Annotated in this window: 29 protein-coding genes and 2 tRNA genes; 1 reads left to right on the forward strand and 30 read right to left on the reverse strand. The window is 32.6% G+C overall.

Annotated elements, in window-relative coordinates:
- The 24 genes from HMPREF9709_RS05670 to HMPREF9709_RS05785 all read right to left on the reverse strand — a co-directional run bounded on the left by HMPREF9709_RS05670 (position 1) and on the right by HMPREF9709_RS05785 (position 15,325).
- Positions 1-186, reverse strand: coding sequence for a type Z 30S ribosomal protein S14 (locus HMPREF9709_RS05670; RefSeq protein WP_005398628.1), 186 nt, complete (start codon positions 184-186; stop codon positions 1-3).
- A 13-nt stretch (positions 187-199) separates the two neighbouring features.
- On the reverse strand, positions 200-742 hold the full coding sequence (rplE, locus tag HMPREF9709_RS05675; protein WP_005398629.1) for a 50S ribosomal protein L5: 543 nt from the start codon (positions 740-742) through the stop codon (positions 200-202).
- Positions 743-754: 12 nt separating this feature from the next.
- Positions 755-1,066 carry a 50S ribosomal protein L24 gene (rplX, locus tag HMPREF9709_RS05680; RefSeq protein ID WP_005398630.1) on the reverse strand — a complete coding sequence of 104 codons (312 nt, stop codon included), beginning with the start codon at positions 1,064-1,066 and terminating at the stop codon, positions 755-757.
- 10 nt (positions 1,067-1,076) lie between these two features.
- A complete protein-coding gene (gene rplN / locus HMPREF9709_RS05685) occupies positions 1,077-1,445 on the reverse strand; it encodes a 50S ribosomal protein L14 (RefSeq protein ID WP_005398631.1) in 369 nt (122 codons plus the stop codon).
- Between the two features lie 28 nt (positions 1,446-1,473).
- Entirely contained in the window at positions 1,474-1,728 is a 255-nt protein-coding gene (gene rpsQ / locus HMPREF9709_RS05690; protein ID WP_005398632.1) for a 30S ribosomal protein S17, read from the reverse strand.
- A 1-nt stretch (position 1,729) separates the two neighbouring features.
- Positions 1,730-1,936, reverse strand: a complete 207-nt coding sequence (gene rpmC / locus HMPREF9709_RS05695) for a 50S ribosomal protein L29 (RefSeq protein WP_005398633.1) — start codon at positions 1,934-1,936, stop codon at positions 1,730-1,732.
- Complete coding sequence (rplP, locus tag HMPREF9709_RS05700) at positions 1,936-2,370, reverse strand: 50S ribosomal protein L16 (protein ID WP_005398634.1); 435 nt, start codon at positions 2,368-2,370, stop codon at positions 1,936-1,938. Before rplP ends, rpmC begins: the two co-directional genes overlap by 1 nt.
- Before the next feature lie 42 nt (positions 2,371-2,412).
- Positions 2,413-3,135, reverse strand: a complete 723-nt coding sequence (gene rpsC, locus HMPREF9709_RS05705) for a 30S ribosomal protein S3 (RefSeq protein ID WP_005398636.1) — start codon at positions 3,133-3,135, stop codon at positions 2,413-2,415.
- Positions 3,136-3,149: 14 nt separating this feature from the next.
- Positions 3,150-3,485 carry a 50S ribosomal protein L22 gene (rplV, locus tag HMPREF9709_RS05710; RefSeq protein WP_005398637.1) on the reverse strand — a complete coding sequence of 112 codons (336 nt, stop codon included), beginning with the start codon at positions 3,483-3,485 and terminating at the stop codon, positions 3,150-3,152.
- A gap of 9 nt (positions 3,486-3,494) precedes the next feature.
- Positions 3,495-3,779 carry a 30S ribosomal protein S19 gene (rpsS, locus tag HMPREF9709_RS05715; RefSeq protein WP_005398638.1) on the reverse strand — a complete coding sequence of 95 codons (285 nt, stop codon included), beginning with the start codon at positions 3,777-3,779 and terminating at the stop codon, positions 3,495-3,497.
- A 16-nt stretch (positions 3,780-3,795) separates the two neighbouring features.
- On the reverse strand, positions 3,796-4,629 hold the full coding sequence (gene rplB, locus HMPREF9709_RS05720; RefSeq protein ID WP_005398639.1) for a 50S ribosomal protein L2: 834 nt from the start codon (positions 4,627-4,629) through the stop codon (positions 3,796-3,798).
- A 14-nt stretch (positions 4,630-4,643) separates the two neighbouring features.
- Positions 4,644-4,937 (reverse strand): 50S ribosomal protein L23, encoded by a 294-nt coding sequence (gene rplW / locus HMPREF9709_RS05725; protein ID WP_005398640.1) that lies wholly within the window; start codon positions 4,935-4,937, stop codon positions 4,644-4,646.
- Complete coding sequence (gene rplD, locus HMPREF9709_RS05730; protein WP_005398641.1) at positions 4,937-5,560, reverse strand: 50S ribosomal protein L4; 624 nt, start codon at positions 5,558-5,560, stop codon at positions 4,937-4,939. The genes rplW and rplD overlap by 1 nt, the downstream gene beginning before the upstream one ends.
- A gap of 14 nt (positions 5,561-5,574) precedes the next feature.
- Positions 5,575-6,207: a 50S ribosomal protein L3 gene (rplC, locus tag HMPREF9709_RS05735; RefSeq protein WP_005398643.1), complete on the reverse strand. Its 633-nt coding sequence runs from the start codon at positions 6,205-6,207 to the stop codon at positions 5,575-5,577.
- Positions 6,208-6,258: 51 nt separating this feature from the next.
- Positions 6,259-6,567, reverse strand: coding sequence for a 30S ribosomal protein S10 (gene rpsJ, locus HMPREF9709_RS05740; protein WP_005398644.1), 309 nt, complete (start codon positions 6,565-6,567; stop codon positions 6,259-6,261).
- Between the two features lie 985 nt (positions 6,568-7,552).
- Entirely contained in the window at positions 7,553-8,191 is a 639-nt protein-coding gene (locus HMPREF9709_RS05745) for an ABC transporter permease (protein WP_005398645.1), read from the reverse strand.
- A gap of 1 nt (position 8,192) precedes the next feature.
- The gene (locus HMPREF9709_RS05750; RefSeq protein ID WP_005398646.1) at positions 8,193-9,161 is read right to left on the reverse strand and encodes an osmoprotectant ABC transporter substrate-binding protein; all 969 of its coding nucleotides are present in this window, start codon (positions 9,159-9,161) and stop codon (positions 8,193-8,195) included.
- Position 9,162: 1 nt separating this feature from the next.
- Positions 9,163-9,798: an ABC transporter permease gene (locus HMPREF9709_RS05755; RefSeq protein ID WP_005398647.1), complete on the reverse strand. Its 636-nt coding sequence runs from the start codon at positions 9,796-9,798 to the stop codon at positions 9,163-9,165.
- Entirely contained in the window at positions 9,779-10,981 is a 1,203-nt protein-coding gene (locus tag HMPREF9709_RS05760; RefSeq protein ID WP_005398648.1) for an ABC transporter ATP-binding protein, read from the reverse strand. Before HMPREF9709_RS05760 ends, HMPREF9709_RS05755 begins: the two co-directional genes overlap by 20 nt.
- Positions 10,982-11,258: 277 nt before the next feature.
- Entirely contained in the window at positions 11,259-12,149 is an 891-nt protein-coding gene (gene sdaAA / locus HMPREF9709_RS05765) for an L-serine ammonia-lyase, iron-sulfur-dependent, subunit alpha (protein ID WP_005398649.1), read from the reverse strand.
- A gap of 17 nt (positions 12,150-12,166) precedes the next feature.
- A complete protein-coding gene (gene sdaAB, locus HMPREF9709_RS05770; RefSeq protein WP_005398650.1) occupies positions 12,167-12,829 on the reverse strand; it encodes an L-serine ammonia-lyase, iron-sulfur-dependent subunit beta in 663 nt (220 codons plus the stop codon).
- Between the two features lie 41 nt (positions 12,830-12,870).
- The gene (locus HMPREF9709_RS05775; RefSeq protein ID WP_005398651.1) at positions 12,871-13,326 is read right to left on the reverse strand and encodes a hypothetical protein; all 456 of its coding nucleotides are present in this window, start codon (positions 13,324-13,326) and stop codon (positions 12,871-12,873) included.
- Positions 13,319-14,128: a DUF3100 domain-containing protein gene (locus HMPREF9709_RS05780; protein ID WP_005398653.1), complete on the reverse strand. Its 810-nt coding sequence runs from the start codon at positions 14,126-14,128 to the stop codon at positions 13,319-13,321. Before HMPREF9709_RS05780 ends, HMPREF9709_RS05775 begins: the two co-directional genes overlap by 8 nt.
- A 12-nt stretch (positions 14,129-14,140) precedes the next feature.
- On the reverse strand, positions 14,141-15,325 hold the full coding sequence (locus HMPREF9709_RS05785; protein ID WP_005398654.1) for a M20 metallopeptidase family protein: 1,185 nt from the start codon (positions 15,323-15,325) through the stop codon (positions 14,141-14,143).
- A 246-nt stretch (positions 15,326-15,571) separates the two neighbouring features.
- Here HMPREF9709_RS05785 and HMPREF9709_RS05790 point away from each other — a divergent pair, with 246 nt between their 5' ends.
- Entirely contained in the window at positions 15,572-16,444 is an 873-nt protein-coding gene (locus HMPREF9709_RS05790; RefSeq protein ID WP_005398655.1) for a LysR family transcriptional regulator, read from the forward strand.
- A 251-nt stretch (positions 16,445-16,695) separates the two neighbouring features.
- On the opposite strand, the gene HMPREF9709_RS05795 is transcribed toward HMPREF9709_RS05790, so the two are convergent.
- The 6 genes from HMPREF9709_RS05795 to celB all read right to left on the reverse strand — a co-directional run bounded on the left by HMPREF9709_RS05795 (position 16,696) and on the right by celB (position 22,841).
- Positions 16,696-16,780 (reverse strand) — tRNA-Leu (locus HMPREF9709_RS05795).
- 1 nt (position 16,781) lies between these two features.
- A tRNA-His gene (locus HMPREF9709_RS05800) sits at positions 16,782-16,856 on the reverse strand.
- A gap of 905 nt (positions 16,857-17,761) precedes the next feature.
- Positions 17,762-19,150 (reverse strand): 6-phospho-beta-glucosidase, encoded by a 1,389-nt coding sequence (locus HMPREF9709_RS05810; protein WP_005398656.1) that lies wholly within the window; start codon positions 19,148-19,150, stop codon positions 17,762-17,764.
- A 22-nt stretch (positions 19,151-19,172) separates the two neighbouring features.
- Positions 19,173-19,814, reverse strand: coding sequence for a YczE/YyaS/YitT family protein (locus tag HMPREF9709_RS05815; protein WP_005398657.1), 642 nt, complete (start codon positions 19,812-19,814; stop codon positions 19,173-19,175).
- Positions 19,815-20,016: 202 nt separating this feature from the next.
- Entirely contained in the window at positions 20,017-21,438 is a 1,422-nt protein-coding gene (locus HMPREF9709_RS05820) for a 6-phospho-beta-glucosidase (RefSeq protein ID WP_005398658.1), read from the reverse strand.
- Between the two features lie 41 nt (positions 21,439-21,479).
- Positions 21,480-22,841 carry a PTS cellobiose transporter subunit IIC gene (gene celB / locus HMPREF9709_RS05825; RefSeq protein WP_005398659.1) on the reverse strand — a complete coding sequence of 454 codons (1,362 nt, stop codon included), beginning with the start codon at positions 22,839-22,841 and terminating at the stop codon, positions 21,480-21,482.
- Positions 22,842-22,845: the final 4 nt, after the last annotated feature.

The following is a 22,845-nucleotide window of genomic DNA, read 5'->3' on the forward strand; positions in this document are numbered from 1 at the left end:
TTACCAACTTGATTTTTTCACACCAGGGATTTCACCCTTGTATGCAAGTTCTCTGAAACATATACGACAAATTCCATATTTTTTTAGTACTGAATGTGGTCTACCACATAGACTACATCTTGTGTATTCTCTTGTTGAAAATTTTTGTTTTCTTTGTTGTTTTGCAATCATTGACTTTTTCGCCATGTTATCTCCTTACCTACTTCTTGAAAGGCATACCAAGTTTTGCTAGTAATGCTCTTCCTTCTTCGTCAGTTTCAGCAGTAGTAACAATAATAATATCCATACCTCTTATTTGTTCAATTTTATCAAATACGATTTCTGGGAATATTAATTGTTCTTTAATACCTAAAGCATAATTTCCTCTTCCGTCAAATGAATCAGCGGAAACACCTCTAAAGTCTCTAACTCTTGGTAATGCAATATTAACTAATTTATCAAAGAAATCTTCCATTCTTTGACCTCTTAAAGTTACTTTAAGACCAATTGGTTGACCTTCACGTAACTTAAAGTTAGATATTGATTTTTTCGCTTTTGTGATTACTGGTTGTTGACCTGTAATTGTTCTTAATTCGTCAACAGCTGATTCTAACAATTTAACATTATCTTTAGCTTCGCCCAAACCAATGTTTAAAACTATTTTTTCTAACTTTGGAGCCTGCATAACGTTTTTGTAGTCAAACTCTTTAACCAATGCAGGTAAAACTTCATTTGTATATAATTCTTTTAATCTAGAAGCCATCGTGTCTCCCTTCTACTTATCTAATTTTTCGCCAGATTTAGTTGAAACACGAACTTTTTTTCCATCTTGTACTTCAGTTCTTGTTCTTACACCTCTGCCTAATTTTTCATCGTATAAAAGTACGTTTGAAGCATCAATTGCTCCTTCTCTTTCAACGATTCCACCTTGTTGTGTAGCTGATGTAGGTTTTTGATGTTTAATTTGAACATTCACACCTTCAACTATTACTCTATTTTTCTTAGGTAATGCTACTAATACTTTACCAACCTTACCTCTGTCTTTTCCTTTAATAACTTGTACTTTATCACCAGTCTTTATATGCATTTTATTCTCCTTATAAAACTTCTGGAGCTAATGATATAATTTTCATAAATCCATTTGCTCTTAGTTCTCTTGTAACAGGTCCAAAAATACGTGTACCAGCTGGGTTCTTATCTTCTTTAACTATTACTGCAGCATTGTCATCAAATTTAATATATGAACCGTCTTCTCTATCAATACCAGATTTAGTTCTAACGATTACTGCTTTAACAACAGCACCTTTTTTAACAACTCCTCCTGGAGTAGCACTTTTAACTGAACATACTACTACGTCACCGATGTTTGCGTATTTTCTCTTTGATCCGCCCAATACTTTTATAACTAGTAGTTCTTTTGCACCTGAATTATCTGCAACTTTCATACGTGTTTCTGCTTGAATCATTCACAATCTCCTTTCCAGAAATAAAAGTCTATTTAGCTTCTTCTAATACTTCAACAAGTCTAAATCTTTTTGTTTTTGATAAAGGTCTTGTTTCCATTAATAAAACTTTGTCGCCAATATTAGCAACATTATTTTCATCGTGCGCTTTTACTTTTTTACTTCTTGTAATGAATTTCTTATAAATTGGATGCTTAACAGATTTTGTAATTTCTACTGAAATTGTTTTATCCATTTTATCAGAAACAACTAAGCCGATAAAAGTTCTTCTTTGGTTTCTTTCCATATTAAGCCTCCCTATTTATATTATTCTTTCTTTCTGTCATTATTGTTTTAACTCTTGCGATATCTTGTTTAATTTTACCGATTGAACTCATACTTTCAATTTGTCCTGTAGCAGCTTGGAATCTCAAATTAAATAATTCTTCTTTTAAGCTAACTAACTTATTATTAAGTTCTTGATCTGATAATTGTCTAATTTCTTTAGCTTTCATTATTTGTTTCCCTCACTTTCTCCAGAACCTGGACGAGCAACAAATTTTGTTTTGATTGGTAGTTTAGCACTTGCAAGTCTCATAGCTTCTCTTGCAATGTCTTCTGTAACCCCACCCATTTCAAATAGGATTCTACCAGGTTTAACAACTGCTACCCAATATTCTGGAGCACCTTTACCAGAACCCATTCTAACTTCTGCAGGTTTTTTTGTTACTGGTTTATCTGGGAAAATTTTAATCCAGATATTACCACCTCTTTTAATATATCTTGTCATTGCTCTTCTGGCAGCTTCAATTTGGTTTGAAGTAATCCAGTGTGGCTCTAACGCTTGTAATCCATATTCACCATATGCAAGTTGATTACCTGATTGCGCGTTTCCCTTCATTCTTCCTCTATGAACTCTACGACGCTTAACTCTTTTAGGCATTAGCATAGTTTATCCTCCTTATACCAATTAACTCTTAATTGGAGCATTCTAGTCTTGTTTATTAGATCTATTGTTTCTTGATCTGTTATTTCTATTATTTCTCTTTGGATTATTTGGTCTTACTTCTTCTACAGCTTTTTGTCCTGGAAGTATTTCACCTTTGTAAATCCAAACTTTAACACCTAACTTACCGTATGTTGTATCTGCTTCTGCAAATCCATAATCGATATCAGCTCTTAGTGTTTGTAGAGGTATATTACCTTCTGAATAACCTTCTGTTCTAGCCATATCTGCGCCACCAAGTCTTCCTGAAACTTGAGTCTTCATACCTTTTGCTCCAGCTTTCATTGTTGTTTGAATAGCTTGTTTCATAGCTCTTCTGAATGTAATTCTTCTTTCTAAGTCTGAAGCAATTCTTTCTGCTTGTAATTGCGCATTAACAGCTGTGTTTTTTACTTCTTCTACATTAACAATAACTTGTTTTTTAGTCATTTTTTCTAATGCATTTTTTAATTCTTCTACACCAGCACCACCTTTACCGATGATCATACCTGGTTTAGCTGTATTTACAGTAACTTTAATTCTATTTAATGTTCTTTCAATATCAATCTTGGATACACCAGCTTGAAATTGTGATCTTTTAACATAATTTCTAATTTTATTATCTTCTGCTAATAATTTTGAAAATTCTTTTTTATCTGCGAACCATTTGGAATTCCAATCTTTAATAATCCCAACTCTCATACCATGTGGATTAACTTTTTGACCCATAAATCATATTCCTCCTATTCTTCTTCTCTTACAACAACACCAATGTGTGATGTTCTTTTAAGTATTGGATAAGCTGAACCTTTTGCTTTAGGTCTAATTCTCTTCATGGTTGGACCATCATTTGCCCAAGCTTTGTCAACAATCAAAGCATCTCTATTAAGGTTGTGATTGTTTTCAGCGTTTGCGATAGCTGATTTTAATACATCTTCTAATATTTTCGCACCTTTTTTAGGTGTAAATCTTAAAATATTTAATGCTTCATCAACATTCTTTCCAACTATTTCTCTACAGATAAAATGTACTTTCAATGGAGAAATACGTACGTATTTTGCTTCTGCTCTTACTTCCATTCTATCCCCCTATTTCTTAACTCTACTTGTTTTATCGTTTTTATCGTGTCCTCTATATGTTCTTGTTGGTACGAATTCACCTAATTTGTGACCTACCATGTCTTCTGTTATATATATTGGAACGTGTTTTCTTCCGTCATGAATAGCAATTGTATGTCCTATAAATTCTGGAAATATTGTTGATCTTCTTGACCAAGTTTTAATAACTTTTTTATCATTTGCTTCATTTAGAACTTCCACTTTTTTCATTAAGTGGTCATCACAAAATGGTCCCTTCTTCAGAGATCTACCCATTTCTTACCTCCTAGATCTATTTACCTTTTCTTCTTCTTATAATGTCATTAGTTGATTTCTTCTTAAAGCGTCTAGTCTTAACTCCACGTGATTTCTTACCCCATGGTGTCATAGGTTGTGGTCTACCAACAGGTGCTCTACCTTCACCACCACCGTGTGGGTGATCTACTGGGTTCATTGCAGAACCTCTAACATGTGGTCTCTTGCCTGTATATCTTTTCTTACCAGCTTTACCAAAAGAAACTAATTCATGTTCTAAATTTCCTACTTGACCAATTGTTGCTTTACATCTAATATCTAATCTTCTTATTTCACCTGAAGGTAATTTTACTATACCGTATTTACCTTCTTTACCAACTAATTGTGCTTCTGCACCAGCTGTTCTTACTAATTGACCACCTTTACCAGGTTTCATTTCAATATTGTGAATTTTTGTACCTACTGGGATATATTGTAATTGTAATGCATTACCAATCATGATATCTGCATCATTACCAGCTTCAATAACATCACCAATTTTTAATCCTTTTGGAGCTAAAATGTATCTCTTCTCACCATCTACATAGTGGATTAGAGCGATATTAGCTGTTCTGTTTGGATCGTATTCAATTGCTGCTACTTTTCCTGGTACATTTTCTTTATTTCTCTTAAAGTCGATAATTCTATATTTTCTCTTATTTCCGCCACCTCTAAATCTTGAAGTAGTTCTACCTGTGTTGTTTCTACCACCTGATTTTTTTAGAGGAGCTGTCAATGATTTTTCTGGTGCTTTCTTTGTTAATTCTTCATAAGATAACACTGACATTGAACGAAGCCCAGCAGAAGTTGGTTTATATTTTTTTATAGCCATTTTATCCCCCTATATTACATATTTTCAAAGAATTCAATTGTTTTTGAATCTTCTTTTAATGTAACTATTGCTTTTTTCCAGTCAGATCTTTTACCTTCTGTTCTACCAATTCTTGTTGTTTTACCAATCATATTGATAGTATTTACTTTTGCTACTTTTACGCCTTCAAAAATTTGTTCAATTGCTGCTTTAATTTCTGACTTGTTTGATCTTTTGTCTACTTTAAATACATATTTATTATCTTCCATTAAATCCATTGATCTTTCACTGATTATTGGAGATATAATTATATCGTAAGGTGATTTCATTATGCGAATACCTCCTCTGCTTTTTTAACTGCAGCTTCTGTTATGATTAATGAGTTATGTTTAATTAAATCATATACATTCATGTTGTTTACTACTACAACTTCAACACCATCAATGTTTCTGAATGATTTATAAATATTTTCATTAGCTTCATCAATTACTACATATGCTGTCTTATCTGCGTTAATAGCACCTAAAATTGTTTTTGCTTCTTTTGTGCTAATTTCTGATAAGTTTAATTCATTTAATACAATAATTTCTTCTTCAACTACTTTTGAAGTTAATAAAGATTTTAATGCTAATCTTCTAACTTTCTTTGGTACTGTGTAAGAATAATTTCTTGGTTTTGGTGCAAACACTGTACCACCACCTCTCCATTGTGGAGATCTGATTGAACCTTGTCTTGCTCTACCTGTACCTTTTTGTCTCCAAGGTTTCTTACCACCACCTCTAACTTCTGCTCTTGTTTTAGCTGATTGTGTACCTTGTCTTTTGTTTGCTAATTGATTTTTAACAACTTCATAAACAACGTGTTCGTTGATTTCTGAACCAAATAATGATTCTGGTAAATCGATGTTTCCTACGCTGTTACCTTTAATATCTAATACATTAACATTAGGCATATTCTATCTCCTTCCTATTTTGATGCTTTTCTAGCTTCTTGTACAGTTACTAGTCCACCTTTAGGTCCTGGGATAGCACCTTTAATTAGTAGTAAGTTTTTATCAACGTCAACTTTAACTATTTCTAGATTTTGTACTGTAACTCTATCATGCCCCATTTTACCTGAGCCTTTTCTACCTTTGAACACTCTAGCAGGATATGAACCAGCTGATCTAGCACCAGCAACTCTATGTGATTTTGAACCGTGTGCTTCTGGTCCTCTACTATAGTTATGTCTCTTAATAGAACCTTGTGTTCCTTTACCTTTTGATGTACCGATAACATCTACTATATCTTTATCGTTGAATAATTCAACTGTAAACTCTTGTCCTAAAGAAAATTCTGAGCTATCTTCAACTAAGAATTCTCTTAAATATCTTTTTAATTCTGTTTCAGCTTTACCAAAATGTCCTCTCATTGGTTGATTTGAGTGTTTTTCTTTTCTTTCACCGTAACCAACTTGAATAGCGCTGTATCCATCTTTTTCAAGTGTTTTAATTTGTGTAATCACTACTGGACCAGCTTCTACTACTGTAACTGGTGTAACTTTTCCGTTTTCATCGAAAACTTGAGTCATACCAATTTTTCTTCCTAATATACCTTTCATTTTTTCCCCTTTCTTACAGTGGATTGTGCTTTCGCACAATCATACTAAGTTTTAAAGTTTAATTTCTATATCTACACCAGCAGGTAGATTTAATTTTTTAAGAGCATCTAATGTCTTTGAATTTGGATTTACAATATCAATTAATCTCTTATGAGTTCTTTGTTCAAATTGTTCTCTTGAATCTTTATATTTGTGAACCGCTCTGATTATTGTTACCTTTTCAATTTCTGTAGGTAGTGGGATTGGTCCTGAAACTTCCGCACCACTTCTCTTACATGCATCTACGATCTTTGCAGCTGAAGAATCAATTACTTCATGATCGTAAGCTCTTAATCTAATTCTAATTTTTTGTTTTGCCATTTCTTCCTCCTATTTTTCTTGATAGCCATACTCTCTTCCGGGTGTACAAATCCATTTCATAAAAAAAGCGAAGCTATCTCGCCCAAAATCTTGTTTGAACTAACTCAGTGTGAATTCCCTTGAAATACGCATAAGAAGTAGCGTTTCAAGCAACCTCTCACCTCATTGCTAAATTTAGTACTCGTATATAATACTAAAACCAATGATTTATTGCAAATTTTTTTTTAAAATCTTTTTATTTTCGAGAAAATTGTTAACAAAATTTAATATATTTATTTTTTTGAATTTGCTCTTAAACTTTCTTCTTTATATGTAGCATATAAGATTATATAACAAATTTTAAATTAAGCAATTTTTTATATTTTGGAAATGTGTTTAGATTGAATAAAATAATTATTGCTTAGTATTTGTTCATTAACTATTGTGGGAATGCATAACCGTATGTAAACAACATATATTACTAAGATAAAACTTGTGGCCAGGATGGTTTTTCCTGATTATTTTAGGATTTTGCGATTTAATCAGGAAGGATTTTTGTTGGTTTTTCCTGATTATTTTGATATTTTCGATTTAATCAGGAAAAGCACCTGTAAGTTGCACCTGTTTATTTCCAAATACCCATTTTAATCAGGAAAATTGCTCAATATTTTTTTCTGTCTATTTCAGGTTTTGTGATTTAATCAGGAAATTTTTCATTTTCTCCATTTTTACATGTGTATTATTAAATGCTTGATTTACACATGTAAGGATTTGGACCATTTTCCCATTCACACATGTAATCATAAAAAGTACCCCCCATTTTGTAGACAATCGTGTGAATTTTTACATGGCCCATAATATGCTTTCTGGATATTTTCCAGTTGTACAGTAGATGTAGTACTCACTTAGAGCCATCATCAACTAAAACATCTCCAATATAAAAATTCATCAATACCTGTATCAATCTACAGATATTAATGAATCTTGTTTTGAAACATGTATTTAATTAATGTTTCGTTTTATCCAATTTATTTTCAATAAAGGATAAAATCATGTCGATGACTACCGCCATCAATGCTGTGGGTATAGCCCCGGCAAGTATAATGTCTGCACCATCGCTGACATTTATCCCTCTGGAAATAATGTCTCCTAATCCACCAGCACCGATAAATGTACCTATCGCTGCTACACCTATACCTAAGACCATGGAATTTTTTATCCCTCCCATGATTACTGATAATGATAGTGGAAATTGAATCTTTCTAATAAGCTGAAATCTATTCATACCTAAACCTTTAGCTGCGTCAATGATGTTTTCATCAACATTTGAAACAGCTGTGTAGGTATTTTTAAGTATTGGTAATATTGAGTACAGAAAAACTGTAACTATTACCGTCGTTGGACCTAGTCCAAATCCACCCATAACGATAGCTAACATCGCTAGTGATGGAACAGTCTGAATGATATTTGCTAAAGAAATGACCCAATTGGCTAATTTCTTCTTACTTGCAAGATAAAAACCTAATGGTATTGCAACTATTGCAGCTAACAATACACCATAAATTGATATTAAAAAGTGTCGATATACTTGTTCTAGCACGTAGGAACCATTAGTTTTATAATATTCTATTAAATCTGATATCATACTAATTTCCTTTCAATATCTCTTTATAGAGTTCTCTGTCTTCTAATTTCTTTACTTTTTTATTTTCAAAGTAGTTATTAGCTTTTAAGAACTCTTCAGCCACTAATCTAGGTTCAATCTTGTCTTGATCGGATTTTCTATTTAGCTTTTGCATCATCTCGTTATCAACTTCACCCTCTAATTTTAGTAGGATTTCTTCCAATTTAGGATATCTTTTTAATATTTCTTTGCTTGTTACCGGTGATGCGTCATATGCTGGAAATATTTGTTTATCATCTTCAAGTAATACAAGATTATTTGATTGGATTCTTCCGTCAGTAGAATAACCTAATACTACGTCCATTTTTCCATCTTTTACAGCATCATAAATTATACCCATTTCCATAGGCATAAGGTTTTTAAAGCCAAATCCATATTTTTCTTTAAATGCTTTGTATCCATCACCTTCTTTATCTATCCATCCCGCATCAGCACCTACTTTAATCGTATCTTTTAATTCTTCTAAATCACTTGTGTTTTTTAGATTATGCTTTTTAGCAAATTCTTCAGTAACCATAAATGCGTAAGTATTGTCGAATCCATAGGATGGAAACCAAATCATATCAAGCTGTTCATCATATCCTTTTACAACTTTTTCAAAAGCTTGTTTAGGATCTATGATTGCTTCTTCACCTAATTCACCTGTCAATGATGTACCTGAATAGTTAGCTCCAATAACATTGGCATTTCCATTTCTAACAGTTTGTACAATCAACAGTGTAGAAGAAATATTATTTATTAAATCTGTTTTTACATCTGGCAAATAGTGATTTATCATTTGAACAGTGATTTCTGAAAGAATCTGTCTCTCGGTTAAGCTTCCGCTTGTTACTACTATGCCATCTGTCTGCGCATTTCCACCTAATCCTGGGAATGCACATCCGGTTAAAAGAAAGATGAAGGATAACAATAATGTAATTATTTTTTTCATACTATTCCCTCTCTCTCATTAAATGTTTAGGAGTAAATCTCTCTTCTATTTTGCCAATACCAAATTCAAATAACAGAGCCATCAATGTAACAGGGATAGCTCCAGCATATATAGCCGCAAAATTGTAGTTGTTTAATCCAATAAATATTAAATCTCCTAAACCACCAGCTCCAATATATGAGGCTATGGTCGCCCAGGCAACTACATAAATCCCTGATAAACTTATACCAGAAATAATAATCGGCAATGCTAAAGGTATTTGAACTTTAGTTAAAACCTGCCAATAACTCATTCCCATTCCATATGAAGCGTCTATTGTATTTTTGTCTACGGATTCTATTCCTAATATTGTGTTTCTAAGTATTGGTAATAGAGAATACACAACTAAAGCTACAATTGCAGGTAGTCTACCTACACCAAAAAATGGCACCATAATAGCTAATAAAGCTAAAGATGGTAGAGTCTGTAAAACTGAAGCTATAGATAATACAATAGAAGATAACTTTTTAGATTTACTTACCAAAATCCCAATTGGTACGGATATTAAAGAACCAATACCAAGTGATAATAAGGAAATAATAAAGTGTTCAAAAGTTTTACTAAATATTGTATCTAAATTATCTAATATCCACTTCATCAACCTCACCATCCTTACTTTTATCGGCTTTATGTTCTTCTAGTATATCATTTTCAGGAGTGTATCCTTCCCAATAACCAGAATAGATAAAATCTACAATTGTAGATCTAGTTATAAGCCCTACTAATTTATCCCCCTCTAAAACCGGGATATTTCTATAACCTAATTTTTGTATATAATAGATTACATCTCGCACTAATGTATGAGTTGGTAGATAAAACGCTTCTTCCATAATATCTCCAACCAATTTATTTGGATCAGTATGCCTTTGTAAATTAAATATATTGATTAAACCTAATAATTTCATATCTTCCGTTACAACGAAAAGCGTATCAACTCTTTTTGTTTTCATGATATCTGCCGCTTCTCTTAAAGTTGTATCTTTTGTCACCGTGATTGGATTTTTCATCATTATATTATCAATACTTTGGAAATTAAATTTACTTTGTTTAATTCTTTCTTCCCCTAGTAAATCTGAAACAAATTCAGATGCAGGATTAGTAAGAATGTTTTTTGGTGTGTCAAACTGAATTAATTTTCCCTTATCCATAATGGCTATTTTATCACTTAGAGCAATCGCCTCATCCATATCATGTGTTACAAAGACAATAGTTTTACCTAATTCTTTTTGCAAGTTTTTAGTAAATTTTTGTAAACTTTCTCTTGTAATCGGATCAAGCGCCCCAAATGGCTCATCCATCAAGATTATTTCCTGATCTGCAGCAAGCGCCCTGATAACTCCGACACGCTGTTGCTGACCACCAGATAACTCTGAAGGATAAAAATTAAGATAATCTTTATCCAATGACGCTTTTTCAGCTAAGGATTCAACCCTGTCTTTAATCTTAGACTCAGGCCATTTCAACATTCTTGGAACAATCGCAACATTTTCAAATATTGTCATATGCGGCAATAATCCTATTTGTTGAATAACATAACCTATTGATCTTCTTAGTTTTACAGGATTTTCCTTACTAATATCCTTTCCATTAATTAAAACTTTTCCGTTAGTTGGGACATTCATCCTATTAATCATCCTCATTAAAGTAGTTTTACCACTACCTGAAGTACCGACTAAACAAATAAATTCCCCTTTGTTAATCTTCATGCTAATGCCATCTACAGCAGTAACATCTTTAGAATATTTTTTAGTTACATTTTGAAATTCAATAATTTTAATCACCTACCCCTCTCCCATTATCAAGCTATGTTATATGGATATATATACCCCAATATTGGATAGCTTGTCATAGAAAATCAAAATATTAAACTTATTTAAGGATAAATTTTTACCCTTATATACCATCTTATACTACTTGACTTTTAAATGCATATATATCAGCCCAAGAACACGATATTTTTGGGAATGTTAAACTTTTTTAGCAATTTGACAAAATAAAAAAGAGACTGCTTCAAAATAACTTCTAAGTCATTTCAAAACAATCTCCTGTTTAATTTATTTAATTATTTTCTTTTCCAAAAACTTGTTCCATTAATTTTTTACCTGTTGGAGTTGATGCCAACCCTCCTCTTGCAGTTTCCTTTAAGTCGTCTCTCATCGCATCACCAACTTGTTTCATAGCAACTAATGTTTCATCAACTGGAATGTATAAATCAACGCCCGCTAAAGCCATTGATGCTGAAGATATCGCAATTGAAACACCTGATGCATTTCTTTTTATACATGGTATTTCTACTAAACCAGCAACTGGGTCACAAACCAAACCTAATTGATTTATTACACACATTCCTAATGCGTCCGCACTTTGTTGAGGTGTTCCCCCTTTTATCTCAACTATTGCTGCAGCAGCCATTCCAGATGCTGAGCCACATTCAGCTTGACATCCGCCTTCTGCACCGGAGATTGACGCTTGTTTTGCAACAACCATTCCAAATGCACCAGCTGTAAAAATAGCTTTTACGATTACTTCCTTTTCAATTTTTTCATCTTCATATAATGTTGCTAAAACACCAGGTAAAATGCCACAACTCCCTGCGGTAGGTGTCGCTAAAATCCTGCCCATAGCAGCATTTGTATTTGATGTAGCCATAGCTCTTGCAATTGATCTAGTCATAAAATCACCAGCGAATCCACCATTATTATTTTTTGCGTATTCCATTACTTTATAACCTTCTCCACCTGTTAAACCTGATGTGGATCTCAAATCTTTGTCCATACCAGTGTGAGTGGATTCAATCATAACATCAAAGGCTTTTTCCATTTCTTTATAAAGTTCGTCAACTGAATACCCAAATTGTTTCGCTTGGTCTTCCATTACAAGTTCACTAATTTTTACACCTTTTTCATTTGCTAAATCTACAATTTCTTGGATTGAATTATATCTAAACATATTGAACTCCTTAAATATTATTCTATAACGACAACATTCAAAACATCATCTAATGCACCTATTTCATATTCAATATATTTAGAAGTAGGTTCATCTAATTCGACCTTCATTATTGCAATGCCGCCTTTTTTATCTCTTTCAAGTGTTATATTACAAATATTTGCATCACTATATCTATCACTTAATAAGCTTGTAACTCTAGCAATAACTCCTGGCCTGTCGTTATGTACGACTAATATTGTCGGATTATCTGTAGTCATTGGGAAATTCATGCCATTTATTGATTCAATTCTAATATTTCCTCCTCCAATACTAGCTCCTCTAACACATCCTTGTTGTCCATTTTCACATAAGAAATGGATAATAGCAGTATTTGGATGAGCATTTTCAAGGTCAATTCCGACAAATTCATATTTTAACCCTTCTTTATCGGCAATTTCAAATATATCCCTGATTTCTGCATCATCAGTTTCATAGCCCAAAAGTCCGGCGATTAAAGCTTTATCAGTCCCATGACCTTTATATGTAGCCTTAAAAGAACCTGCAAGCTCAAATTTTACTTCTATAGGTTTTGCTCCTTGCATTATTTTATGGGCAACATTCCCTATTCTTACTGCTCCAGCAGTGTGTGAACTAGATGGTCCTATCATTCTTGGACCAATTATATTAAAAATATTCATATTTAACTCTTTCTATAAATGTAATACTTTATATTTATCTTTTAAAAAATCTTCATAAATAAATCACCAAGCATACTGGAAATTAAGAATGTACCAGCAACTACAAATAGTGCTACTACTAAACCTTTTACTCCAACTTTCTTGAATGATGCCCAGTCTTTTCCTACTACAACGCCGGCATATGCAAGAATTGGTGTAACTACTGACATAAAGCTTACTTTGTCAACTTGAGCAATTACATAATCTGCAATTGGTGAAATTGGTGAAGCTATTAGTATCGCTAAAATAGAAATCCATAAAACTGTTGACATTTGTTTTATTGGCACTATCCATGATAATAAATACCCACCTAAAGCTAATCCACCCAAAATTAACATACCTGGTATTGATTCCATAAATGAAAATCCATACCCCACCATATTACTTACCATCGAAATTATTATAGCAAATGCAATACTTGCTAATGTTACCGGCAATAGTCTCTTTATATTATGCATTTTTTACCTCTCTTTTGCAAACTTTTCCTTGAGATTTTTCATATAGCCAATTTGTTAAAGGTAGCCCAATAAACACACCTAAAGGTAAAGCAATTACACTTGAAATCAAATTACTTAAACCAGCGTAGGCTGTTAATTGTTCTGATAATTCTGGATAGTTAGCTAATAGAGAACCTAATCCTGCTGTCATCATTGATGCTGATCCTGCTCCAGAACCCATAGCAGCCGCTAAAGGACTTACAATACCAAATCCTACAAACAATGAAACTAACACACTAAATATGATAGGTCCAAAAATTGTACCAATGATAAATATGGACATTACTCCTCTAAATTCTGCTGACTCTGCACCATATTCATCTTGAATCAAACCAACACATGCTTCTCTACTTAGCGCAAATGTCATACCTACTGATTCTCTCTTTAATCCCAATAATAAGGCAACTGGTAAAGATAGGAAAATTGTTCCCAAATTACCAAAGTTTTGTAAAACAAGTGCTAATCCTGCTCTTTTAATTTCTTCTAATTGTCCACCACTTGTTACACCAAGTTTTGCAATAAGTAAAGCTACAATCGCACCCATCATTAAATTGGCATTTGATGCATTTTTTTCTGTAACCAATTTTAATGGCAATTTATAAATAATAAAAACAATTACCATTGCCCAAATCAATGGAGAAAACACTATTGTTATTGATGAAATATTTAATACTTTACTCCCAATAAGTTCTGCTAAAATTGTCGCTAAAATAGCAACGATATGTAATTTATAATCTTTTAATAAATTAGTTTTAGTTTCCATTTCCTCACCTTCCTATTTTTTAGCTAATTTATTAAATGCTGTTTCTAGAAATATAGCCACACCTTTATAGAAATCTGATTCATCCAAATCAAATTTAGAGTTATGATTTAGATAACAAACTCCATCTTTATGTGGTTTTATATTGTCCATGAAAATATATGTTCCAGGCACTTCTTGTAAGTAAAATGCCGCATCTTCAGATCCCATTGTTGGAAGTGATATATCAACTACTAAATCTGAGAATAGATTTTTAGTTAATGACTTAACATATTGTGTAAATTCAGGATCATTTACAAGTACTGGATACTTTCTTTCATAATTTAATTCAGCATCCCCACCATAAGATTGAGCTATTCCTTTAGCGATTTCTTCGATTCTTTTTTCAATCAAATCTCTTGTTTGCTCGTTAAGCGCTCTTGCTGTACCTAACATTTCAACTTGATCTGGAATGATATTTTGTGTAGAACCACCTTTTATCATACAAACTGAAATCAAGCCACTTTCAACTGGAGCGATTTCTCTTGAAATTATCTTTTGAATACCAGAAATAATTTCAGCTGAAATAGCTATAGGATCAATAGCTAAATGAGGACTTGCCCCGTGACCACCTCTACCAGTCACTTTCAATGAAAATTTGTCCATTGAAGCCATTAATTCGTTTTCTCTAAAACCAATATTTCCATGTCCTAAATCTGCTAATTTCCCATTATGTAAAGATATGAAATAGTCAACTTTAGGATTTAATAAAGCTCCTTCATCTATCATTGGTTTTGCTCCACCAGGTATTTCTTCCCCTGGTTGGAAAATAAATTTAACCGCTCCCTTAATCTTATCTTTATTTTCATTAATTATTTTAGCTGTTACTAACGCAATTGCCGTATGTGAATCATGTCCACAAGCATGCATTCTTCCTTCGTGTTGTGAAGCAAACTCTAATCCAGTTTCTTCCGCAACTGGTAAAGCATCCATATCTGCTCTGATAGCAAGACATTCACCTTCTTCTGCTCCTTCAATCAAAGCAACTAGACCATTTCCATTTACCATTTCTACATATGATATTCCCCATTCATCTAATTTGTTTTTAACAAATTTTACCGTTTTAGGTAATTCCAATTCTAATTCTGGAATCTTATGTAATTCTCTTCTTATTTCAATAATCAGGCTTTCATTTTCTTTTGCAAGTTTAATTGAATCCATTTTATTCTCCTATTATGTATGTTTTTTCCTTTTAGAATATGTTATTTACTAAAGTTATTATCGCGCGCATAACACTCTAGTAGACGTTTTGGATTATGAAATCATTTTCCTTACACAGACATTGTAGTGATAATTTTACCGTTTGTAAAATTGAATTTATTAATCATATAGTTGAATTTTATTAATAATAAGACCTGTTGAATTTTGTCAATAACAATTGTATGATGTTTGTGTAAGGAGGAATTTATGAATACGGATGACTTGATTACTTTCATTAAAGCGTCGGAATTACTTAACTTTTCCAAAACCGCTGAAGAATTAAACTATTCTCAGTCGACGATCACAATACAAATAAAGAAATTAGAAAACGAATTCGGTGTACAGTTGTTTAACCGTATTGGCAAAAACTTGAGTTTAACGCCTGCCGGTGAACAGCTATTGACTCATGCGCACAATATTATAAACACAGTCAAAAAAGCAAAATCTGATATGGGTAGCCCAAGTTCAGAAGATAAAAGAGTTAGAATAGGATGTATTGATTCCATTTGCAACTATTACATTCCAAATATGTTAGCAAAAATGGCAGAGAAAAATCTAGATATCAATATAAATATCACCACTGGATCAATCAAGAAATTATTCGAATTATTGGACAAAAACATTATAGATTTTGTGTACATATTTGATAAAAGTACATATTCAGAAAAATGGGTAAAAGTCTTCGATATTAAGGAGCAACTAAACTTCGTAACTTCTATAGAAAGCTTACAAGAAAAAGATCATCAAATCCATGACATATTAGATAACCATTTTTACCTAACAGAAAAAATGGACAACTACAGACACGCACTAGACCAAAAACTTGCGGAATACAACATTGAAATTTCCCCAATACTAGAAGTTTCAAACACAGACATCATCATAAATCTATTACAAAAGAAAAAAGGAATCTCCTTCTTACCAAGCTTTGTCTACAACAGATGTCTAGACGAAACAAACATAAAAATAATCAACATCAATGACTTTGAATTAGAAATGTCGAGACAACTTTTCTACCACAAAGCAAAATTCTTAACAAATGAAATGAAGGAAGTAATTAAGTTATTAAAGGAAATTTAGAAGGAAATGATAAGGTATGGAGCTGAAAGCTCCATTCTTTTTTTGGAGAGTTTTGGATAAAAAAATAGACTAGATTAATTCTAGTCCATTATTTTTCAACATTTTTACTACTTATAACTTGCTACATTTTAGCTACATTTAAGTGGTTTATACCGATTTATATAGGTTTATATGCAAAATTTATGAATTTTTATAACCAATAACTGTGCATTTCCCTACATCTCGGTTTATCCCGTTGAATAAATATTTTATGGTGCGGATGAGAGGAATCGAACCCCCACATCTTTCGATACTAGATCCTAAGTCTAGCGCGTCTGCCAGTTCCGCCACATCCGCATGGGGTGGATAATGGGATTCGAACCCACGATACCAGGAGCCACAACCCTGTGCCTTACCACTTGGCTATATCCACCACACATTTTGTGATTACTTTATATATTCTACATTAATAGAATTAGTTTGTCAAATTTTTTCTATATTTTTTTAACATATTGGATTAGAGTCGTAGTTCAGAATAGCCAACACTTTTTCATAAGTTAAATATTTCGTTATATAGTTGGAGAAATTGTCACAATTACATGTTTTATTGTATAAATTATGTTTTGCTGTATAAATTATGTTTTGCTGTATAAATTATATTTCATTGTATATATTATGTTTCGTTGTATATATTATGTTTTGTTGTATAAATTTTAAAATAAATAATATTTTATCACATTTTTTATGGTCTCTAAATACCCCACCCCCGTATATTTCAGACCATGCCTTAATTTTTATGGTCCTAAAAATACCCCCTATAGGTATATTTTGGACCATACGCAAAAGGTATTTCTTCATCAATATGGTCTAGATATACCCCTCCTGGGTATTTTTCGGACCACTTTAAAAAGGAATATTTAATGAATACAATAAAATTTTTAAAATCTATGGTCTTTTTTATACCCCCTAGGGGTATCTACGGACCATATTTTTTTAAACTATGGTCTAAAATATACCCCCCAGGGGTATCCAAGGGCCATATCTCCTCTAGATTATGGTCTAAAATATACCCACCAGGGGTATCTACAAACCATTCCCGATGGAAAATCAGTAACAATTGATACAAATATTAATGTAATAATGTACATCATATTCCACATCTTATCATTTCTATCTTATATACCCTCAATTCCTCTGCCTATTACAGAAGATACCTCTTCGGGGTATCATCATTAAAACCACTATCAACAATAAATCAAAAGAGACTGGGACAAAACAACTTTTCAGTCATTTCGCAACAGTCTCTTTTTATTAATTTAGATTAAGATACCTTAATTACTAGTTGCTTTTCATTAATTCATCTACATAAGATACAATGTCTTCATCTTTTTCAATTTCTGCTATTTTATCTGCAAATTGAGGTAGATGTTTTTTGTGTGCATATAGTAATTCGTCTAGAATTCTTTTTGCTAGTTTTCCGCCTGGTACTAATGGATTGATTGTAAATGCGTGTAGTGCTGCATTGTAGTCACCATCGATTGCGGCGCGGATTACTGTTTCTTCCATAGCTTTCATTAATTGAATCATTCCTCTTGCTGCAGGCATAAATGCTCCCCAGTTTTCTGGGTTTGCTCCTCTTGAATCTATTGTAGCAGAAACTTCAACTATACAGTCGTATGGTAGGTCAGTTATTGTTCCATTGTTTCTTGTTGATACTACCATTTGTGTACCTTTGTTGTTTACAATTGAAGCGATGATTTCGCAAGCCGCATCAGAATAATGTGTTCCACCTCTTTGTGTTAATTCTTCAGGTTTGTAGTCTAATGCTGGATCTTTGTAAAGTTCGAAAAGTCTCTTTTCCGTTTCTTTTACGACTTGTGCTCTAGTTTTGCCTCCCTTAAATTCTTCTATGGAATGTTGTAGCATTTCATCTTCAATGTAATAATATCTGTGATAGCCGCATGGAAGCATTTTTAGATCTCTTAATTGTTCAACGTGGAAAGATGCATCGTGAATGTTTTTCAAGTCTGATTCTGCATCTTCTTGTCCATAAAGTAATTCGATAACCTTGTCTGTTATTTCATTACCATCTTTATCCCAAACTCTATGCCAATGGAAGTGATTTAAGCCTGCAAATCTAAAGTGTAAATCCTCTTTTTCAACACCTAGTTTTTCAGCCACTGTTGTAACATGATTAATTGGCACATTACATAGACCAATAGTTTTTTCCCATCCGAAGTGTTTGATTGCAGCTTCAGTTACTATTCCGGCTGGGTTAGTAAAGTCGATTAACCAAGCATCTGGACATTGAACTCTCATATCATCGATTATTTGTCCTATCACTGGAATGGTCCTAAATGCTTTAAACATTCCGCCAGCACCATTAGTTTCTTGTCCTAGTACTCCATGTGATAATGGAATTCTTTCATCTTTGACTCTTGCATCTAATAGTCCAACTCTAAATTGTGTTGTTACAAAGTCTGCATTTTTCAAGGCTTCAAATCTATCTAATGTTAATTCAACTTCCCAATCAAGACCAGCAGCCTTAACCATTCTTTTTGCCATTGCACCTACAATGTTAAGTTTTTCTTCACCTTCAGGGATATCAACCAAAACAATCTTCCCAATGTTTAGTTGATCCTTTCTCTTAATATATCCTTCCATTAATTCAGGTGTGTATGATGAACCACCACCAATAGTTACGATTTTTAATTTTCCATTTTCCATTATTCTCTCCTCTTATGAAATTCTAATATTGAGTAACTTTCTTTACTATCGGTTTAAGTATTTTGATGAAAATACCTATAAAAATATTAAAGATCAATATTCCCAAAATCGTTCCTTCTCTTACATATAAATGTGTAGAGAATATTCTACTTATCGCTATACTTACCGTTACAGCAATCAAATCAAGAGATAGTCTCACTTTTGAGAATTTGATGCCAAATCTATCAGCAAATGCTCCAGAAAAACCTTCTGGTGGCATAGTTACGATATCTAAGCACATCATTGCTGATACTGCCATGGTTGTGATGAAAATTCCGATTACAAAAAATCCTATTCTTCCAATATATGATGATATATGAAATTTGAAAACATCATAGATGAAAAAGTTTATTACAAATCCTAAAAATGAAATGATTGGAATCTGTAGTAAATTAGATTTTTTATATTTTTTACCAGATAAGAGTATCTGAGTAATTATCAGTAAACCATTCACAATCATGGTAATATAACCAATCTTTATATTTGTTAGTGCGGAAATTGCTGTCCCCATAGAATCCCAGGCTGGCATACCAACGTCAGCCTTAAACATCATAGACACACCAAAACTTAGTATAAGAATGAGCACTATAAGCAAAATATAAGACTTTAATTTACTTTTTTTCATGTTTTTCCTATATAATTTATTTTTTAATCCATAACATTAATACAGAAGCTCAGAAATCTGAGCTTCTGTAAAGTTATGTCAGTTTAGGTCTCCTCTGGCTAGATCCCCCCAATATATCTAGCCATGATATGCTTTTTTACAAGCAACTAAAGGAGAACTTGGATAGATAAGTTTTCGGTCATATTCATCACAATTATACGACCTAGTCTAAATCTTCACCATTACTTTCGATAACCTTTTTGTACCAATCAAATGATTTTTTCTTAGATCTTTCTAATGTTCCGTTTCCATAGTTATCACGGTCAACATAAATAAATCCATATCTCTTCTTCATTTCACCAGTACCAGCAGATACTAAGTCAATTGGCCCCCAAGTTGTGTAACCTAATAGGTCTACACCATCAATTGTCACAGCATCACGCATATGTTTGATATGTTTTCTTAAGTAATCAATTCTATAGTCGTCTTCAACATATCCATTTTCATCAGGCTTATCAACAGCACCTAAACCATTTTCAACAACAAATAGTGGTTTTTGATATCTATCATAAATTTCATTTAGAGTAATTCTAAATCCTAATGGGTCAACCGCCCAATCCCATTCTGTATATTCTAAATAAGGATTTCTTGCACTTTTTACTAAGTTTGCATCTGTTTGTTCAACATCTTCAACTGAAGCAACTCTTGAAGAATAGTATGAGAATGAGATGAAATCTACAGTATTTTCTTTTAAGATTTTCTTATCTTCTTCTGTAATTTCTGGAAGAATTCCTTTAGCTTCAAGTTCTCTTAATTTATATTCTGGATAATATCCTCTTGATTGAACATCAACAAAGAAGTAATTATCTCTATTTGCTTTTAATGCAGCAAATACATCTTTTGGATTACATGTTTCAGGATAGAATGAACCTGCAGCTAACATACAACCAATTTTTGCATCTGGATCAATTTCTCTTAATACTTTTGTCGCAATTGCTGAAGCAATTAATTCATGATGAATAGCTTGATATTGAGTTTTTTCAATAACTTCACCTTCTTCAAAATAAAGTCCAGCACCCATAAATGGAGCATGTAAAATTATATTAATTTCATTGAATGTTAACCAATATTTTACTTTACCTTTGTATCTCTTGAATAAAGTTGTTACTAATCTTTCATAGAATTTTACAATTTCTCTATTTCTCCAACCACCATATTTATTTGCTAAATTCATTGGAAAATCAAAGTGTGTAATTGTAATCAATGGTTCAATACCATATTTTAGACATTCATCAATTAAATTTTCATAAAATTGTAATCCTGCTTCATTTGGTTGTTCGTCATCACCATTTGGATAAATTCTTGTCCAAGCAATTGAAAATCTATATACTTTGAAGCCCATTTCTGCAAATAGTGCAATATCTTCTTTATATCTGTGATAATGATCTATCGCATTTTTAGCTGGATAGAATTCGCCTTCTTCAAAGTCTAACATCTTTCTTCTACCAGTTATTACTTCCAATCTTGATTCGCCTACAGGAGAAAGATCAACATTCGCCAATCCTCTTCCATCTTCATTGTATGCCCCTTCAAGTTGGTTTGCAGCTGTTGCTCCACCCCATAAGAAATCTTTTCTAAATGCCATTAACTCCTCCTTTTTTCATTTTAGAACAAATTCAATTTATTCTATAAAACATCTGCTAATTCGTCTACGCCTTCTTCTTGTTGTTTCAATAATTTCTTGTCATATGCTTTGAAGAATGGATAATAAATTAATCCTGAAACTAAAACTGAAATTACTGCAACAATTGCACCTTTATAGTCACCACCTGTTGCAATAAATGCCCCTATACCAAATGGTGTTGGCCAAGGTTGTTGAGCAATAATTGGTCTTACAAAACCTGATGCAATTGATAGATAACCAATTGCTGCACCTACCATTGGAGCAACCATGAATGGAATTGCTAATATTGGGTTATAAACTACTGGCATACCAAATATTACAGGTTCGTTAATATTAAATAATCCTGGAACAATAGCGGATTTACCAATAGCTTTTAATTGTTCTGATCTTGCTAAGAAAATACACATTACAACTAAACCTAATGTCGCACCAGATCCACCAGGATATGAAAATGCATTATAGAATTCACCAGCAAATGGTATGTTTGCACCTTGTGCGTTAGCTTGCATATTTTGTAGCACGATTGGTGAAACTAATGATGAAATAATTGTTGCACCATGGATACCTACAACCCATAAAGCATGTATTAATAAGTGAATTACTAGAACACCAGGTAGTGTACCAGCTATTTTTGTTACGAATCCAAATGGTACTTGTATAATTTGGAATAAGTCAGTATTTAGTGCTACTAAAACACCTTGAATGATAAATATTACGAATGATAAAACTGCAGTTGGTATTAACGCTGAGAATGAGTTTGCTACACCAGAAGGCACTTCTTCAGGCATTTTAACTATTAAGTTTTTCTTAATACAGAATTTATAAATGTTTACTACTAGCCATGAAGTTATGATTGCTGTAAATATACCTGTAGCACCTAATCTTGATAGACCATCGCCACCAACAGCCCAACCATTAATAACTGCAGAACCACCTTTTTCTAATTCTGAAATATCAGTTAATAATTTGAATCCTGCTTCTTTAGCAAATTGTGGAATTAACATAAAGAAACCAAACACTGATAATAACATACCGTTTATTGGATTCATCTTTTCAATTTCTTCTTCCTCAGCAATTATTCTTGTATATTCGTATGAAATTACTAATAGGAAGTATAAACCGATAATCCCCATAGATGCTTTATTTGCTAACATGTAAATATTAGTTACTTTTAGGAATGTCGCATCCCAAATACCTTGTAATGGTGTAATTACATCTGGTAAAATTGTCAATACTAAAAACATTGACCCTACAATTGTGAATGGTATGGATGCCATACCTGCAGCTGTGATAGCTCTAACTAATCTAAGTTGGGATATTTTTGACATTGGACCCATTAGATATTTTTCTAAAAACTTAAACATTTTT

The organism is Helcococcus kunzii ATCC 51366, assembly GCF_000245755.1.
GTDB lineage: Bacteria > Bacillota > Clostridia > Tissierellales > Peptoniphilaceae > Helcococcus > Helcococcus kunzii.